Raw genomic sequence first — 15,253 nt, forward strand, 5'->3', positions numbered from 1 at the left:
AGGACACTAAGCGTGGCGGGACAAAAGATCCGCATCAGGCTCAAGGCCTACGACCATGAGGCGATCGATGCGTCAGCACGCAAGATCGTCGAGACGGTCACCCGTACGGGTGCCCGCGTCGTCGGACCGGTGCCGTTGCCGACCGAAAAGAACGTGTACTGCGTCATCCGTTCGCCCCACAAGTACAAGGATTCGCGCGAACACTTCGAGATGCGCACTCACAAGCGGCTCATTGACATCCTCGACCCGACGCCGAAGACGGTCGACGCGCTCATGCGCATCGATTTGCCTGCCAGTGTCGATGTCAACATCCAGTGAGCGCGGAGACAACGATGACTGATAACAAGAATCGGCCTGCGACAGGAATTCTGGGCACCAAGCTCGGAATGACCCAGGTCTTCGACGAAAACAATCGCGTCGTCCCGGTGACCGTGATCAAGGCTGGCCCCAATGTGGTCACCCAGATTCGCACCATGGAACGCGACGGCTACAGCGCCGTCCAGGTCGCATTCGGTGCGATCGACCCGCGCAAGGTCAACAAGCCGATCACCGGCCAGTTCGAAAAGGCAGGCGTCACGCCCCGTCGTCACGTCGTGGAGTTCCGCGTCGCCGATGCCTCCAAGTTCGAGGTAGGCCAGGAGCTCACCGCTGCAGTGTTCGAGGACGGCGCATACGTCGACGTCACCGGCACCAGCAAGGGCAAGGGCTTCGCCGGAACCATGAAGCGTCACGGCTTCAAGGGTCAGGGAGCCAGCCACGGTACACAGGCTGTGCACCGTCGCCCAGGATCTATCGGTGGCTGCGCCACTCCGGGTCGCGTATTCAAGGGAATGCGTATGTCCGGACGTATGGGCGGCGATCGTGTAACCACGCAGAACCTCTCGGTCCACAAGGTGGACAGCGAGAACGGGCTTCTGCTGATCAAGGGAGCAATCCCGGGCCGTCGCGGCAACGTCGTGATCGTCAAGTCTGCATTGAAGGGTGGTGCACGGGCATGACCAGCCTCGACAAGAAGACCGAAACCAACCTGACGCTGAACGTCAAGGAGCTCGGCGGCAAGACCAACGGAACCGTTGATCTGCCTGCCGCGATCTTCGACGCGCCTGCCAACATCGCGCTCCTGCATCAGGTCGTCGTTGCGCAGCTCGCAGCAGCTCGTCAGGGAACCCACTCCACGAAGACTCGTGGCGAGGTTCGCGGTGGCGGCAAGAAGCCATACCGTCAGAAGGGAACCGGTCGCGCCCGTCAGGGCTCGACGCGTGCACCTCAGTTCGTCGGCGGCGGCACGGTCCACGGACCGAAGCCGCGTGACTACAGCCAGCGCACACCCAAGAAGATGATTGCTGCCGCTCTGCGCGGTGCCCTCTCCGATCGGGCTCGCAGCGAGCGCATTCACGTCATCACCGAACTGGTTGCCGGGCAGGTTCCTTCCACAAAGGGTGCCAAGACGTTCCTCGCCGAGCTCTCCGACCGTAAAAAGGTCCTGCTCGTCGTCGGCCGCGAAGACACCGCAGCGTGGAAGAGCGTCCAGAACCTGGACGGCGTGCACCCCATCGCACCCGACCAGCTCAACACGTACGACGTGCTCGAAGCTGATGACGTCATCTTCAGCGTGGAAGCGCTGAATACGTTCATCGCAGGTCCTGCGAAGAACGAGGAGGATAGCAAGTGACCACCATCGCCGATCCCCGCGACATCTTGCTGGCGCCGGTCATCTCCGAGAAGTCCTATGGGCTGATCGAAGAAGGTACATACACCTTCCTGGTGCACCCGGACTCGAACAAGACGCAGATCAAGATCGCCGTCGAGAAAATTTTCGACGTCACCGTGACCAGCGTCAATACGATGAACCGTCAGGGCAAGCGAAAGCGGACCCGATTCGGTTACGGCAAGCGCAAGGACACCAAGCGCGCGCTCGTAACGCTCTCCGCCGACAGCAAGCCCATCGAGATCTTCGGAGGTCCGGTCGCGTAAGCGACTGGGACTCTTCGGATATAGAGGACGAGAAGACTCATGGCAATCCGTAAGTACAAGCCGACCACTCCGGGCCGTCGTGGTTCGAGCGTCTCCGATTTCGCGGAGATCACTCGCAGCACACCCGAGAAGTCGCTGGTTCGCCCCCTGCACGGTCGCGGTGGACGTAACGCACACGGTCGTATCACCACCCGGCACAAGGGTGGCGGACACAAGCGCGCGTACCGTCTGATCGATTTCCGTCGCAACGACAAAGACGGCGTGCCGGCCAAGGTCGCTCACATCGAGTACGACCCGAACCGCACAGCCAATATCGCATTGCTGCACTTCGCAGACGGCGAGAAGCGCTACATCGTTGCACCCAAGGGCATCGCTCAGGGTTCTCCGATCGAATCGGGCGCCAACGCCGACATCAAGCCGGGCAACAACCTGCCTTTGCGCAACATCCCGACGGGTACGACCATTCACGCGGTCGAGCTTCGTCCGGGCGGCGGCGCGAAGATGGCACGTTCTGCCGGTGCGAGCATCCAGCTCCTCGGTAAGGAAGGCGCCTACGCCACATTGCGTATGCCTTCCGGTGAAATCCGTCGCGTCGACGTGCGCTGCCGCGCAACTGTCGGCGAGGTCGGCAACGCCGAGCAGTCGAACATCAACTGGGGCAAGGCCGGCCGCATGCGTTGGAAGGGCAAGCGCCCCTCCGTCCGTGGTGTCGTCATGAACCCGGTCGACCACCCGCACGGTGGTGGTGAGGGTAAGACCTCCGGTGGCCGCCACCCGGTCAGCCCGTGGGGACAGGCCGAAGGCCGTACCCGCAGTAGGAAGAAGGCGAGCGACAAGCTCATCGTCCGTCGTCGCCGTACCGGCAAGAACAAGCGCTAGGAGGGAGTTCAGAATGCCACGCAGCCTGAAGAAAGGCCCGTTCGTAGACGATCACCTCCTCGCGAAGGTCGACGTCCAGAACGATAAGGGAACCAAGCAGGTCATCAAGACCTGGTCCCGCCGCTCGACAATTCTCCCCGACTTCATCGGACACACGTTCGCGGTGCACGACGGCCGCAAGCACGTGCCGGTGTTCGTATCCGACTCGATGGTCGGACACAAGCTCGGAGAGTTCGCACCGACCCGCACGTTCAAGGGTCATATCAAGGACGACCGGAAGGCGAAGAGGCGATGAGTAAGACCGAAACCGCCAATCCGACTGCCAACCCGACCGCAAAGGCAATCGCGAAGCATGTTCGCGTGACGCCGATGAAGGCTCGTCGTGTCGTGGACATGGTTCGCGGGCGCTCCGTCGAGGACGCGCTCAACATCCTGAAGTTCGCGCCACAGGCAGCCAGCGAGCCGGTCGCCAAGGTGATCGCTTCAGCAGCGGCAAACGCAGAGAACAACCTCGATCTCGATCCCAGCACGCTGATCGTGGCGACTGCATTCGTGGACGAGGGTGCAACCCTCAAGCGATTCCAGCCGCGCGCTCAGGGCCGGGCATTCCGGATCCGCAAGCGCACGAGTCACATCACGGTGATCGTCGAGAGCCTGCCCAAGACCGGCGGAACGAGTCGTAACCGTCGTAAGGGCCAGGCGTCCAAGGAAGGGGCTCAGTAGTGGGTCAGAAAATCAACCCGCACGGCTTCCGCTTGGGTATCACCACTGACTGGAAGTCGCGTTGGTACGCAGACAAGCAGTACTCGGAGTACGTCAAGGAAGACGTCGCCATCCGCAAGCTTCTTGCCACCGGCATGGAGCGCGCGGGTATCGCGAAGGTCGAAATCGAGCGCACCCGTGATCGTGTCCGCGTGGACATCCACACGGCACGTCCGGGAATCGTCATCGGCCGTCGTGGCGCCGAGGCGGACCGTATCCGCGGAGCTCTCGAGAAGCTGACCGGCAAGCAGGTTCAGCTCAACATCCTCGAGGTCAAGAACGCCGAGTCCGAGGCTCAGCTCGTGGCACAGGGTGTTGCCGAGCAGCTCAGCAACCGCGTCGCTTTCCGTCGTGCAATGCGTAAGGCCATCCAGTCGGCCATGCGTCAGCCGAACGTCAAGGGCATCCGTGTCCAGTGCTCCGGCCGTCTCGGCGGCGCCGAGATGTCCCGGTCGGAGTTCTACCGCGAAGGTCGTGTGCCGCTGCACACTCTTCGTGCGGATATCGACTACGGGCTGTACGAGGCCAAGACCACCTTCGGTCGTATCGGCGTGAAGGTCTGGATCTACAAGGGCGACATCGTCGGTGGCAAGCGCGAGCTCGCTGCTGCGGCTCCAGCTGCCGGCGGACCCGAGCGCCCGCGTCGCGAACGTCCGTCACGTCCGCGTCGCTCCGGTGCCTCGGGCACCACCGCGACCAGCACTGAAGCCGGTCGCGCAGCATCCGCCGAGGCTCCGGCCTCGTCCGAGCCGAAACAGGAGGGCTGACGATGTTGATCCCACGGCGGGTCAAACACCGCAAGCAGCACCACCCTCGACGTTCGGGTGCCGCCAAGGGCGGAACCGCTGTGACGTTCGGTGACTACGGCATTCAGGCTCTCGAGCCCGCCTACATCACGAACCGTCAGATCGAGGCTGCTCGTATCGCGATCACTCGCCACATCAAGCGTGGTGGCAAGGTCTGGATCAACATCTTCCCGGACCGCCCCCTCACCAAGAAGCCTGCCGAGACCCGCATGGGTTCCGGCAAGGGTTCGCCCGAGTGGTGGATTGCGAACGTCAAGCCGGGCCGTGTGCTCTTCGAGCTCTCGTACCCGGACGACACCGTTGCGCGTGAGGCACTTACTCGCGCCATCCACAAGCTGCCTATCAAGGCACGCATTATCACCCGGGAGGAGCAGTTCTGATGGCTACCGGAACCCCAGCCGCAGAGCTCCGTGAGCTCACCGGTGAAGAATTGGTCAACAAGCTGCGCGAGTCGAAGGAAGAACTCTTCAACCTTCGCTTCCAGATGGCGACCGGACAGTTGGACAACAACCGTCGCCTGCGCGTAGTACGCCACGAGATTGCTCGTATCTACACGGTGCTGCGTGAGCGCGAGCTCGGTCTGGCCACCGGTCCTGCCGAGGACACTGCAGGTGACGCGGCATGAGCGAGGAAAAGACAGTGACTGAAACACGCAACAACCGCAAGATTCGGATCGGCTATGTCGTCTCCGACAAGATGGAGAAGACGATCGTGGTCGAGCTCGAAGACAGGGTCAAGCACCCTCTCTACAGCAAGATCATCCGTCGCACCACGAAGGTCAAGGCTCATGACGAGAACGGTGTCGCCGGTGTAGGCGACCGCGTTCAGCTCATGGAGACCCGTCCGCTGTCCGCCACGAAGCACTGGCGTCTGGTAGAGGTTCTCGAAAAGGCCAAGTAGGTAGCAACACAACAAAGCCCCCGTCCGCTGTGCGGACGGGGGCTTTGCTGTGTGCAGACGAGCACGCTGTATTCACGGTAGGCCGCGCACAGCGGCGCTGTCGTCTTCGTGGGCGGACGTCTCCAGTGCGATTAGTCCGCCTACCTCATCCTCGCGCCAATTGGATGACCTCTTCTTCGGTCGGCGGACTCTTCGGGTGATAGGACAGGCAGAGCCTGGTTTTGGTGCGTACGAACGAGGACTCTTCGACCGCTGCGTAGAACTCGCCGGCGGGGAGCTTGCCGATGTCGGGGATCGTTCCGCCCTTGACCCGCGCAACTTCCTTGGCAGCCTCGATTTGTACCGGTGCGTTGAGTCGACCGTAGAACTGTGTGCCACAGTTTCCCGGGATCTTGTTGTTGAGACCCTTCGGTGCCTGTGTCGCGAAGACCATCCCCAATCCGTACTTCCTGGCCTGCGACACCAGCGCAAGAGTGCTGTGGAGGCAGATCGTCGTACGATCCGATGGGGCGAAGTTCTGAGCCTCGTCGAGCACGAACAATCCACCGAGCGGTCGATCGCCGGCCGGGTTTTTCTTGATCCATGCGAACAGTGCCATCTGAAGCTGATTGACGAAGTTCTCCTTTTGCGATGCCGTCGTCAGTCCAGACATGTTGATGACCGAGATTCGTGCGCCCTTCCCCGCGTTGGGAGTGAGCAGCATGCCTGGATCTGCCGACGATCCCGCACCGCCGAACAGGGGATCGGTAGTGGTGGACGCTTTCAAGTTTTCTGCGAGGTCGGCAGCAATCTTCACGCCGTTCTTGAGGGTGCTGGCACCGTCCGGAAAGTTCTCGAGGAGGTCGATGAAATCGTCCAGACTTCCCTGCGAACGATGGCCGAAGTCGACCAGCGCTTGGCGAAGCACCGCCATCATCTGTCGACTCTTGGCCGTCCCGCCCACTGCCATTGCCTGTGGAGCCAACGAGGACAAGGCACTCTCCACCGCGGAATCGAATTCGTCTGGATCGTCGATGACCTCCGCGAAATTCGGCAAAGGCTGAAAGCTCAGTGCACGACCGGCACTACGACGAGGTGTCCACACGACTACCTCGCTGTCGGAGAAATAGTCCGAGGCCTTGGCTTCGTCGTCGCCCGTCCAGTTGCGAGTACCGCTGGGCCACTCGACGCCCAGCCTCGACAGGTCGTTGTTGGGATCGAGCACTATTGCCGAGACACCTTTGAGAGCACACTCCTCGAGAAGGCGACGGATGAGAACCGTTTTGCCGGACCCGGAGCCGGCGAAGATAGCGGTGTGCTTACGGAGTGTCTCCAGTTCGACACTGACCTCGGGTCCACCTTCTGTCGGTGTCCCCAGCGGAATCGCCGTGTCCGAGATTGGCTGTGCTGGCGGCCCCGGCGCGGCCGGTACCGGAGCCTGTTCTCCGGTTCGCGCGTCGGTGACAGGAAACAGGCTGGGGTCGGTAGCCGGTGGGCGAACGACGGTATTCGCTCCCGCGGTTTCGTCGAGAACCGGCGTCCTCGGAAGCACGTCGCGGAACAGGGCAATCTTGTGCGCGGGCTGCCTGGCAACCAGCCACGCCTGCAGGTTCTCGTCCTTCTCGGCGGCAAGGGTTTTCAAGGCGGACAGTGCGAGGACATCGCTTTCGGTGAACGAGACGACGATCCCGCCCGCATCCTCGAAGGCTTGCACCGTCTTTGCGGTCTTGGGCCCACTAGGCCAGGGCGAAGAGCGCAGGATCACCAGACGTCGCTTGTCGGTTCCCTGCGTCAATCCAGCAGCAGTACAGGCCTTTTGGATCCTGTTCTGGACGGAGATCGGATGGGTGGCGGCAATCGCGCGAAAGCCCCAGTGCTCTTGGTCGTCCGTGACGTCGTCCAGGATTCTCCGTATCCGCCCGTGAAGGGACGGTTTACGCCCGGGTTCGGCATCGCGGGTGAATTTCTGTTGGACGGTGCCGGTTTCGGTGATCCAGGCATCGAGTCCAGCGCCGAGTAGAGAGGGCACCGTGTCGTCCTCGGCGTCGGCGTCGAGTGCTGAGAGATCGCCAACTGCAAGCAGTTCCGCGAATCGGGAATCGAGTTGTGCGAAATTGCCGGGGGGAGGGGGTGTCGCTACCGCCGGCGGCGCGACGGCTGGATTCAGGGTCGTAAGTTCGGTGATGTCGTTGTTGCGTAGGCAATGTTGGATGTGATCGTCCACGGTGCGCAGCAAGGTGCGCGGATTGTAAAGATTTACATCGTCGAATGCTTCGGTCGCGATGGGCCACGTCGGATGTGGAGGAGTGAATCCAGCCTCTTCGTATCGGGCGGCGAAGCGTTTGGCGACGATCTCGACGCCGATCTCTCTCGTCGGAATCTGGTGCAGCGACTCTGCTACGTGAAAGCGGTCTTTCACCGACTCGACCGTGTTGTCGGCGATGAAAGTCCACGCACTGGGTAGTAGTGAAATGACCGCAACGGTACGAACGAGGTTCTGTCGCAACCCCATCAGTCCGTGAGCGATATTGTCGAGTTGGGTGCCCTGTTCTGCTGTGAATACTCCTTTCGGATCGCTCTGCATGCGTGACTGCGCTATGAGGGTGTCGATCTGATCGACAGCAACGACTGTGGGCGCACTCAGCGAAAGCAGCCACGAAATATCCACGGCCACTTGTTGTGAGGTCAGCACGGCATTGGGGAGACCCCAGTACGTCCGCTGCTCGTGGTCGAGTGCATCGTTCGATCGCAAGAACGCGTCGCCCAGATCCTGTAGGTCGAAGTCAGCGCTCGCTGCCAACACCAGTGCCCGCAGTGTGTGACGTGCTTGTTTGAGGTCCGGGTACTTGCGACGCAGTCGATCGATGAACTGCGATATCAAATCGGGGCTGACGGTGCGCTCGCCCTGCAGAGCCCGGCACTCCATGCGGCCGAGTCCGACGTCGGTTCCGAGATCCCAGAGAAGCTTCTCGAGTTGGCTGTCGAAACCTGGTGTCGGTCTTTCGATGTCGGTGAGTATTCCGTGGAGGACCGAGTCCCAGAAAACTTTCTCGTCGAGCAATTCGATAAGGAAGAAGTAACCGCCGGCGTCTTGAACTTTTTCACGAACCTGGCCCAACATGTGAGTCTTGCCCGACCCGGCGGCTCCCTGGATCACCACTCCCAGCGGTTTCGAGGTCGAGCGCCTGTCAGCTTCGTCGAACGACCGCATGACGCTGCTCAGTGAGTTCTCGTTCATGCCACCGACGTGAAGTTCGTTGGTGCGCCAGACGTCGTCGGGGGTGGGGGCCCAGGTCAACTGAACGGAGGAGAGCGCTGCGTACTGCTCGGCGTCCATGGTCATCAGCGGTCGATTTTCATCATGTGACGCGACTGGCCGCCGATATGGAGTGCTGCTGTGCGGTCGGCGTCGGTCAAGGTGGCCTGGTTGGCTTCGGGGATCAGGTTGATCTCCTGGGCGCGGTAGAGCGAACTCAGAGCAGCGTCCAGCACCGATCGATCCATGGTTCGCAGGGCCTCGCGAAGTCGCGTCAGCGAGACCCATGCACGCGGGTCACTGGCAAGGCGGTGATAGCTGTCGCGAACCAGGTTTTCAGGGTCCGCGCCCTTCTGTGCTGTGTCTGCTGTTGCCGGTAGGAACACTTCATTGGGTTCGATCCCGACGCGATCGAAGTATCGGCGCATCGCGCGCAGCAGGGTGTACAAAGTCTTGCCGCCACTGCGGCTCGCCTGTGACGGGGCGGGAGCCCCGAACTCCTGGCTTCCGCGGGCCCATCCCTTGTCGGTGAGGTCGACAACAATTCCGCGGCCGACCTTCTCGACCCCGATCAGTTCGGCCCCGAGCAGCTTGTCTCGCGACTTGGCGCTCAGTTCGGAGCCGAGGACCCTCAACTCTGTGAGCTTCAGTGGCCGAGATTCCGCCATCAGTACGAGCAGTGTGGTCCGTTCGACGAATGTCAGCTCGGTGGTCACTGGTGTGATCCTTCTTTCGTGGCGGTAAGTGCGTTCGAAGCGGCGTTCCGGATGAGGCGGTGTCGGTAGAGCGCAGCCTGTATCTCATCGACAACCTGCCATACGTCTGCATGCACGCGCTCGTTGGGAATACGCAGAATCTCGAAGCCCACGCCACGAAGAATTTCGTCACGCCTGTCGTCCTTGGCCCTACTCCAGGCGGACCGATGTTCGTGACCGTCCAACTCGACGGCGAACAGGTCGTCGAGCCACACGATGTCGAGGAAGTACTTCTGCGCGATGTCGTTGTACTGGAAAGGATGATTGAGTCGCCGATTCGTGGCCCACGAATGCTTGGAAAGCTCTCGGTCGACGCTTTTCTCGACGTAGCTGCCCGGATGGGGTCTTCCAGCGACGGCCCAATACTCGACTGTGGGCCTCGTTCGAGAGCGCTGGCCGGTGTCGCCCACGCCGAGCAGATCCGGTGGCAACGTCACGAACACGCTGGACAGCCGGTCGACGGAGGGCAGTGGATTGTCGACGAGCCACACAGCGAACCCGCGGGCGGCTAGCCACTCCGATGCGGCCGCGAGGGCACGCTGCTGCATCGGTGACTGCTCGTCCGAATCCAGCAGAAGCGCGACCTGTTCACGTTGCCAACTGGCACCGAGGACGCCGGCCAAACCTTCCGCCACCTCGGCGTCGGAGAACGGACGTCCCATTGCATTGTTGCCGAGGGATCGTTCGGCGAGATCCGCCAGGAACGGGCCGTAGTGATCGCTGGTCGCGGCCAAGCGGCGTGCGTGGATCCGAACCGCTGCGAAATCCAGCGAGCTACGGCCGGTGATCGACGAAGCGTCTGGCAACCACGCAGGGAACAGTTCGATCGCGATCGTGGTCAAGGCCGAGAGCACCTGCTCGATCACCGCGGACTGACGAATCCTCGGCTCGACATGAACTCGAATCAAGGCAGGAGCCGTGTCAGACAGATCTTCGAGTGCGACGGCGATCGCATCGCCGGGAGCGCCCACGAGGCAGACGGCTCGATCGCGGGGGAGACTCCAACTGTCGACGTGCCCAGTTGTCATGCCGCAGTCACCGGTCCGCTCCTGCGATGCGCATACACATCCGAAACCATACCCGTGGTCCGTTTCTCTTCGCGCAGCGAGTTGCCTCTTTCGGACTCGCCGATTTGGACTCCTTCGGCCGTTTCCCCTACACTTGACCGGTTGCCTGAGGCAGTGGTGTGTCTTCGTGCCACTGCCGCCTGGCAGCCGACCGCGCGCGTCGGGACGGAAATCCGCCGCGTAAGCAAATCCAGGTCTAGGAGAAGTTAGTGATTCAGCAGGAGTCGCGAGTACGCGTCGCTGACAACACGGGCGCGAAGGAAATCCTTTGCATCCGCGTTCTCGGTGGCTCGTCACGTCGCTACGCCGGAATCGGCGACATCATCGTAGCTACGGTGAAAGATGCCATTCCCGGTGGAAACATCAAAAAGGGCGAGATCGTCAAAGCCGTGATCGTCCGCACCGTCAAGGAGCGTCGCCGTCCGGATGGCTCGTACATCCGTTTCGACGAGAACGCTGCCGTGCTGATCAAGCCGGACAATGATCCTCGTGGAACCCGCATCTTCGGCCCGGTCGGCCGCGAGCTGCGCGAGAAGAAGTTCATGAAGATCGTTTCGCTCGCCCCGGAGGTGCTGTAAATGAAGGTGCACAAGGGCGACACAGTTCTCGTGATCGCAGGCAAAGACAAGGGTGCGAAGGGCAAGGTCATTCAGTCCTACCCGGACAATGACAAGGTTCTCGTCGAGGGCGTCAACCGCATCAAGAAGCACACTGCGGTCTCTTCCAACCAGCGTGGCGCGTCCTCGGGCGGCATCGTCACGCAGGAAGCCCCGATCCACGTATCGAACGTTGCAGTAGTCGATTCGGACGGAAACCCGACGCGTGTGGGTTACCGGACCGACGAGGAGACCGGCAAGCGCGTTCGGATTTCCCGGAAGAACGGGAAGGACATCTGAGATGACTACCACTGAGAACAACGCGGGCGTACAGCCTCGCCTCAAGGCGCGCTACCGCGCCGAGATCAAAGACGCCCTGAACACCGAGTTTGCATACGAAAACGTCATGCAGATCCCCGGTGTCGTCAAGGTCGTCGTCAACATGGGTGTCGGCGACGCCGCCCGTGACGCCAAGCTGATCAACGGTGCAGTTGCCGACCTCGCAGCGATCACCGGTCAGAAGCCGGAAATCCGCAAGGCCCGCAAGTCCATCGCTCAGTTCAAGCTCCGTGAAGGCATGCCCATCGGCGCCCGCGTCACACTTCGTGGCGACCGCATGTGGGAATTCCTGGACCGGCTGACCTCCATTGCCCTTCCCCGAATCAGGGACTTCCGCGGCCTCTCCGGCACGCAGTTCGACGGCAACGGAAACTACACGTTCGGCCTCAACGAGCAGTCGATGTTCCATGAGATCGACGTGGACCAGATCGATCGTCCGCGCGGCATGGACATCACCGTGGTGACCACCGCAACCAACAACGAAGAAGGCCGTGCGTTGCTCAAGCACCTCGGCTTCCCGTTCAAGGAGAACTGAGTCCATGGCGAAGAAGGCATTGGTCAACAAGGCCAACAAGAAGCCGAAGTTCGCGGTGCAAGGTTACACACGTTGCAACCGCTGCGGCCGTCCCCGCGCAGTATTCCGCAAGTTCGGCCTGTGCCGAATCTGTGTTCGCGAGATGGCACACGCTGGAGAACTTCCCGGCGTTCGCAAGAGCTCCTGGTGATCTGAGGCCCTCGGGCCTCGTTCGACCAAGTTGATGGGTGTGGGTTCCGTTCTAGGAACCCACACCCATTTTCTGTATGCCCTGTCGGAGGTATCTTCGGGGCCGCGGCACCCAGTGCCACGGCAGCTCGATTTGGAATCGGATGCTCGCGTGTCTACACTTAACCGGTTGCCTGGGTCCCGTCGTGTCTGCACACGGCCCGAGCAGCTCGAGTTTCCGGCATGACGCTAGAGACACTCGGCAGTGCGCGCGCGCATCTCGATGTGCCATCGAGTCGTGCATTGCCGGGAGCGCAACCCCTGACCGGCAACAGTCGGTCAGGACATGTTCACTTCGCTGTAGGCCCACGATGTGACGAGTCAGGCCCTGTACGGGGCACCAGCTCGCGCGTGCTGCATGGGAACCGCTACGAGAAAGGTGCACAGGTCACACCATGACGATGACCGATCCAATTGCAGACTTCTTGACCCGTCTGCGCAACGCCAATTCGGCGTACCACGACGAGGTGAAGCTTCCCCACTCGAAGTTGAAGGCGAATATCGCCGACATCCTCAAGCGCGAGGGCTACATCGCAGATTTCCGCACCGAGGACGCCGAGGTGGGCAAGACCCTCATCGTCGACCTCAAATACGGACCCAGCCGCGAGCGCAGCCTCGCAGGCATCCGTCGTATCTCGAAGCCCGGTCTTCGCGTATACGCAAAATCCACCAATCTGCCCAAGGTTCTCGGCGGCCTGGGCGTGGCGATCATCTCCACGTCCACAGGCTTGCTCACGGAGCGTCAGGCGGCCAAGCAGGGTGTGGGCGGAGAAGTCCTCGCCTACGTCTGGTAGGGGAGGCCACCACCATGTCACGTATTGGAAAATTGCCGGTCACGGTCCCCGCGGGCGTTGACATCACGATCGACGGGCAGAACATCGCGGTCAAGGGCCCCAAGGGTGCCCTCGAGTTGACGATCGCCGAACCCATTCAAATTGCTCGGTCGGAAGATGGCACTCTCGCTGTCACCCGTCCGGACGACGATCGTCGTAGTCGCTCGCTGCATGGCCTCTCGCGCACGCTAGTCGCAAACCTCATCACCGGTGTCACCAACGGTTACACCACCAAGATGGAGATCCACGGCGTCGGTTACCGCGTTGTGGTGAAGGGCAAGGACCTCGAGTTCGCGCTCGGTTACAGCCACCCCGTGCTGATCGAAGCACCTGAGGGCATCACGTTCACGGTCGAGTCGCCTACGCGATTCACCATCATCGGCATCGATAAGCAGAAGGTCGGCCAGATCGCGGCCAACGTCCGTCGTCTGCGGCGCCCCGACCCGTACAAGGGTAAGGGCATCCGCTACGAGGGTGAAGTTATCCGCCGCAAGGTCGGGAAGACGGGTAAGTGATATGAGCCAGCAAACAGCAGACAAAGCGAACGTCGTGAAGCGCACTCCGCGCGGCACGGACGTGTCGACGAAGCGTCGCCTGTCGAAGGCACGCCGTCATTTCCGCCTTCGGAAGAAGATCTCCGGAACGCCCGAGCGTCCTCGCTTGGTCGTCAACCGTTCTTCGCGTCACATTCACGTCCAGCTGGTCGACGATCTTGCGGGCCGTACGCTCGCGAGCGCCTCGAGCATCGAAGCCGACGTGCGTGCACTCGATGGCGACAAGAAGGCCGTCAGCGCCAAGGTGGGCGAGCTCATCGCCAGCCGCGCGAAGGCTGCTGGAATCGACGCTGTCGTATTCGACCGCGGCGGAAACAGCTACAGCGGCCGCATCGCGGCTCTGGCAGAAGCAGCTCGCGAAGGCGGGTTGACGTTCTGATGATGACAATGACCGAATACGGAAGGACAGCCTGATGCCGGGACGTCAACGGCGTGACGGCGGAAGCGGCCCCGCCGGACAGAACAGTGGCCCGAACGCAGCCGGCGGTGACAACAGCCAGCGTGGTGACAATCGCGGTGGTCGTGACCGTCGCGACAACTCGCGTGGCGGAAACGCTGCCGACAAGTCGAACTTCATCGAGCGCGTGGTTGCCATCAACCGCGTCTCCAAGGTGGTCAAGGGTGGTCGTCGCTTCAGCTTCACCGCCCTCGTCATCGTCGGAGACGGCAACGGTTTGGTCGGCGTCGGCTACGGCAAGGCCAAGGAAGTTCCTGCAGCAATCCAGAAGGGCGTCGAGGAAGCTCGCAAGAGTTTCTTCCGCGTTCCGATGATCGCTGGCACCATCACGCACCCGATCCAGGGTGAAGCGGCAGCAGGCGTCGTCATGTTGCGTCCGGCCAGCCCCGGTACCGGCGTCATCGCCGGTGGTGCGGTCCGCGCCGTGCTGGAGTGCGCTGGGATCCGCGACGTGCTGTCGAAGTCGCTCGGTAGCGACAACGCCATCAACGTCGTACATGCCACCGTCGCAGCACTCAAGGGTCTGCAGCGTCCCGAGGAAGTCGCGGCTCGCCGCGGTCTGACCCTCGAAGAGGTTGCACCCGCCGGAATGCTGCGTGCGCGTGCACAGGCAGGAGCGGTCAAGTAATGGCCCAGCTCAAGGTCACCCAGATCAGAAGCACCATCGGCCAGCGCGCAACACAGCGTGACACCTTGCGGACTCTCGGACTCAAAGGCATTCGCCAGACGGTCCTCCGCGAGGACAACTCGCAAAATCGCGGTCTGGTCAACAAGGTGCGCCACCTCGTAACAGTTGAGGAGGTCTAACCATGACCATCAAACTCCATCATCTGCGCCCAGCGCCCGGAGCCAAGTCGACGAAGATTCGCGTCGGCCGTGGTGAAGGTGGCAAGCGCGGTAAAACCGCAGGTCGCGGTACCAAGGGAACCGGTGCTCGCAAGAACGTGCCGGCACGCTTCGAGGGCGGGCAGATGCCTCTCCAGATGCGGCTTCCGAAGCTCAAGGGGTTCACCAACCCCAACCGCGTCGTGTTCCAGGTTGTCAACCTTCGCGACATCGAGCGGCTCTTCCCCGAAGGTGGACAGGTCAGCGTTGCTGACTTGATCGCCAAGGGTGCAGTCCGTAAGAACGAGCCCGTCAAGGTGCTCGGCGACGGCAAGATATCGGTCAAGGTCGATATCTCCGCCAACAAGTTCACGGGTTCGGCCAAGGAAAAGATCGCCGCAGCCGGCGGTTCTGTAACCGAGGTCTAGACACATTCGACTTTGGTCGAGTGAGCTCATCGTGTGTCGATGGCCGCAGCGACAAGCCTTCTCAGGCCACCGCTGCGGCC

24 protein-coding genes are annotated in these 15,253 nt (G+C 61.8%); 21 read left to right on the forward strand and 3 right to left on the reverse strand.

Annotated elements, in window-relative coordinates; all coding sequences use genetic code 11:
* Positions 1-12: 12 nt before the first annotated feature.
* The 11 genes from rpsJ to rpsQ are packed head-to-tail and all read left to right on the forward strand — an operon-like array spanning position 13 to position 5,321.
* Positions 13-318, forward strand: a complete 306-nt coding sequence (rpsJ, locus tag BJI47_RS06640; protein ID WP_003938093.1) for a 30S ribosomal protein S10 — start codon at positions 13-15, stop codon at positions 316-318.
* A gap of 14 nt (positions 319-332) precedes the next feature.
* Positions 333-998 (forward strand): 50S ribosomal protein L3, encoded by a 666-nt coding sequence (gene rplC / locus BJI47_RS06645; RefSeq protein ID WP_088943058.1) that lies wholly within the window; start codon positions 333-335, stop codon positions 996-998.
* Entirely contained in the window at positions 995-1,672 is a 678-nt protein-coding gene (gene rplD / locus BJI47_RS06650) for a 50S ribosomal protein L4 (RefSeq protein ID WP_088943001.1), read from the forward strand. The genes rplC and rplD overlap by 4 nt, the downstream gene beginning before the upstream one ends.
* Positions 1,669-1,974 (forward strand): 50S ribosomal protein L23, encoded by a 306-nt coding sequence (rplW, locus tag BJI47_RS06655; RefSeq protein WP_027496310.1) that lies wholly within the window; start codon positions 1,669-1,671, stop codon positions 1,972-1,974. The genes rplD and rplW overlap by 4 nt, the downstream gene beginning before the upstream one ends.
* A gap of 39 nt (positions 1,975-2,013) precedes the next feature.
* The gene (gene rplB, locus BJI47_RS06660; RefSeq protein ID WP_088943002.1) at positions 2,014-2,853 is read left to right on the forward strand and encodes a 50S ribosomal protein L2; all 840 of its coding nucleotides are present in this window, start codon (positions 2,014-2,016) and stop codon (positions 2,851-2,853) included.
* A gap of 13 nt (positions 2,854-2,866) precedes the next feature.
* The gene (gene rpsS / locus BJI47_RS06665) at positions 2,867-3,148 is read left to right on the forward strand and encodes a 30S ribosomal protein S19 (protein WP_008718309.1); all 282 of its coding nucleotides are present in this window, start codon (positions 2,867-2,869) and stop codon (positions 3,146-3,148) included.
* Positions 3,145-3,576 (forward strand): 50S ribosomal protein L22, encoded by a 432-nt coding sequence (gene rplV / locus BJI47_RS06670; RefSeq protein ID WP_084348485.1) that lies wholly within the window; start codon positions 3,145-3,147, stop codon positions 3,574-3,576. The genes rpsS and rplV overlap by 4 nt, the downstream gene beginning before the upstream one ends.
* Positions 3,576-4,382 carry a 30S ribosomal protein S3 gene (gene rpsC, locus BJI47_RS06675; protein ID WP_088943003.1) on the forward strand — a complete coding sequence of 269 codons (807 nt, stop codon included), beginning with the start codon at positions 3,576-3,578 and terminating at the stop codon, positions 4,380-4,382. Before rplV ends, rpsC begins: the two co-directional genes overlap by 1 nt.
* A 2-nt stretch (positions 4,383-4,384) precedes the next feature.
* A complete protein-coding gene (gene rplP / locus BJI47_RS06680) occupies positions 4,385-4,801 on the forward strand; it encodes a 50S ribosomal protein L16 (protein ID WP_084348483.1) in 417 nt (138 codons plus the stop codon).
* Positions 4,801-5,046, forward strand: a complete 246-nt coding sequence (rpmC, locus tag BJI47_RS06685) for a 50S ribosomal protein L29 (protein WP_072806568.1) — start codon at positions 4,801-4,803, stop codon at positions 5,044-5,046. Before rplP ends, rpmC begins: the two co-directional genes overlap by 1 nt.
* Complete coding sequence (gene rpsQ / locus BJI47_RS06690) at positions 5,043-5,321, forward strand: 30S ribosomal protein S17 (protein ID WP_084348482.1); 279 nt, start codon at positions 5,043-5,045, stop codon at positions 5,319-5,321. The genes rpmC and rpsQ overlap by 4 nt, the downstream gene beginning before the upstream one ends.
* Positions 5,322-5,466: 145 nt before the next feature.
* On the opposite strand, the gene BJI47_RS06695 is transcribed toward rpsQ, so the two are convergent.
* Genes BJI47_RS06695 through BJI47_RS06705 form a run of 3 tightly spaced genes read right to left on the reverse strand, consistent with a single transcriptional unit; the run spans position 5,467 to position 10,339 of the window.
* Entirely contained in the window at positions 5,467-8,643 is a 3,177-nt protein-coding gene (locus tag BJI47_RS06695) for a DUF87 domain-containing protein (RefSeq protein ID WP_088943004.1), read from the reverse strand.
* The gene (locus tag BJI47_RS06700; RefSeq protein WP_088943005.1) at positions 8,643-9,272 is read right to left on the reverse strand and encodes a hypothetical protein; all 630 of its coding nucleotides are present in this window, start codon (positions 9,270-9,272) and stop codon (positions 8,643-8,645) included. Before BJI47_RS06700 ends, BJI47_RS06695 begins: the two co-directional genes overlap by 1 nt.
* Entirely contained in the window at positions 9,269-10,339 is a 1,071-nt protein-coding gene (locus BJI47_RS06705; protein WP_088943006.1) for an endonuclease domain-containing protein, read from the reverse strand. Before BJI47_RS06705 ends, BJI47_RS06700 begins: the two co-directional genes overlap by 4 nt.
* Positions 10,340-10,587: 248 nt before the next feature.
* Between BJI47_RS06705 and rplN the strand changes: the two genes are divergently transcribed.
* From rplN to rplO, 10 genes are all read left to right on the forward strand, one after another.
* Entirely contained in the window at positions 10,588-10,956 is a 369-nt protein-coding gene (gene rplN, locus BJI47_RS06710) for a 50S ribosomal protein L14 (protein ID WP_084348479.1), read from the forward strand.
* The gene (gene rplX / locus BJI47_RS06715; RefSeq protein ID WP_084348478.1) at positions 10,957-11,274 is read left to right on the forward strand and encodes a 50S ribosomal protein L24; all 318 of its coding nucleotides are present in this window, start codon (positions 10,957-10,959) and stop codon (positions 11,272-11,274) included.
* Between the two features lies 1 nt (position 11,275).
* Positions 11,276-11,848: a 50S ribosomal protein L5 gene (gene rplE / locus BJI47_RS06720; protein ID WP_088943007.1), complete on the forward strand. Its 573-nt coding sequence runs from the start codon at positions 11,276-11,278 to the stop codon at positions 11,846-11,848.
* A gap of 4 nt (positions 11,849-11,852) precedes the next feature.
* Positions 11,853-12,038 (forward strand): type Z 30S ribosomal protein S14, encoded by a 186-nt coding sequence (locus BJI47_RS06725; RefSeq protein ID WP_084348476.1) that lies wholly within the window; start codon positions 11,853-11,855, stop codon positions 12,036-12,038.
* A 433-nt stretch (positions 12,039-12,471) separates the two neighbouring features.
* Positions 12,472-12,870: a 30S ribosomal protein S8 gene (rpsH, locus tag BJI47_RS06730; RefSeq protein WP_084348475.1), complete on the forward strand. Its 399-nt coding sequence runs from the start codon at positions 12,472-12,474 to the stop codon at positions 12,868-12,870.
* Positions 12,871-12,884: 14 nt separating this feature from the next.
* Positions 12,885-13,424, forward strand: a complete 540-nt coding sequence (gene rplF / locus BJI47_RS06735) for a 50S ribosomal protein L6 (RefSeq protein WP_084348474.1) — start codon at positions 12,885-12,887, stop codon at positions 13,422-13,424.
* Between the two features lies 1 nt (position 13,425).
* Complete coding sequence (rplR, locus tag BJI47_RS06740; RefSeq protein WP_088943008.1) at positions 13,426-13,842, forward strand: 50S ribosomal protein L18; 417 nt, start codon at positions 13,426-13,428, stop codon at positions 13,840-13,842.
* A 34-nt stretch (positions 13,843-13,876) separates the two neighbouring features.
* Positions 13,877-14,548 (forward strand): 30S ribosomal protein S5, encoded by a 672-nt coding sequence (rpsE, locus tag BJI47_RS06745; RefSeq protein ID WP_088943009.1) that lies wholly within the window; start codon positions 13,877-13,879, stop codon positions 14,546-14,548.
* Positions 14,548-14,727, forward strand: a complete 180-nt coding sequence (gene rpmD, locus BJI47_RS06750; protein WP_084348471.1) for a 50S ribosomal protein L30 — start codon at positions 14,548-14,550, stop codon at positions 14,725-14,727. Before rpsE ends, rpmD begins: the two co-directional genes overlap by 1 nt.
* Positions 14,728-14,729: 2 nt before the next feature.
* Entirely contained in the window at positions 14,730-15,173 is a 444-nt protein-coding gene (rplO, locus tag BJI47_RS06755; RefSeq protein WP_088943010.1) for a 50S ribosomal protein L15, read from the forward strand.
* Positions 15,174-15,253: the final 80 nt, after the last annotated feature.

This window comes from Rhodococcus sp. 1168 (genome assembly GCF_002091955.1).
GTDB lineage: Bacteria > Actinomycetota > Actinomycetes > Mycobacteriales > Mycobacteriaceae > Rhodococcoides.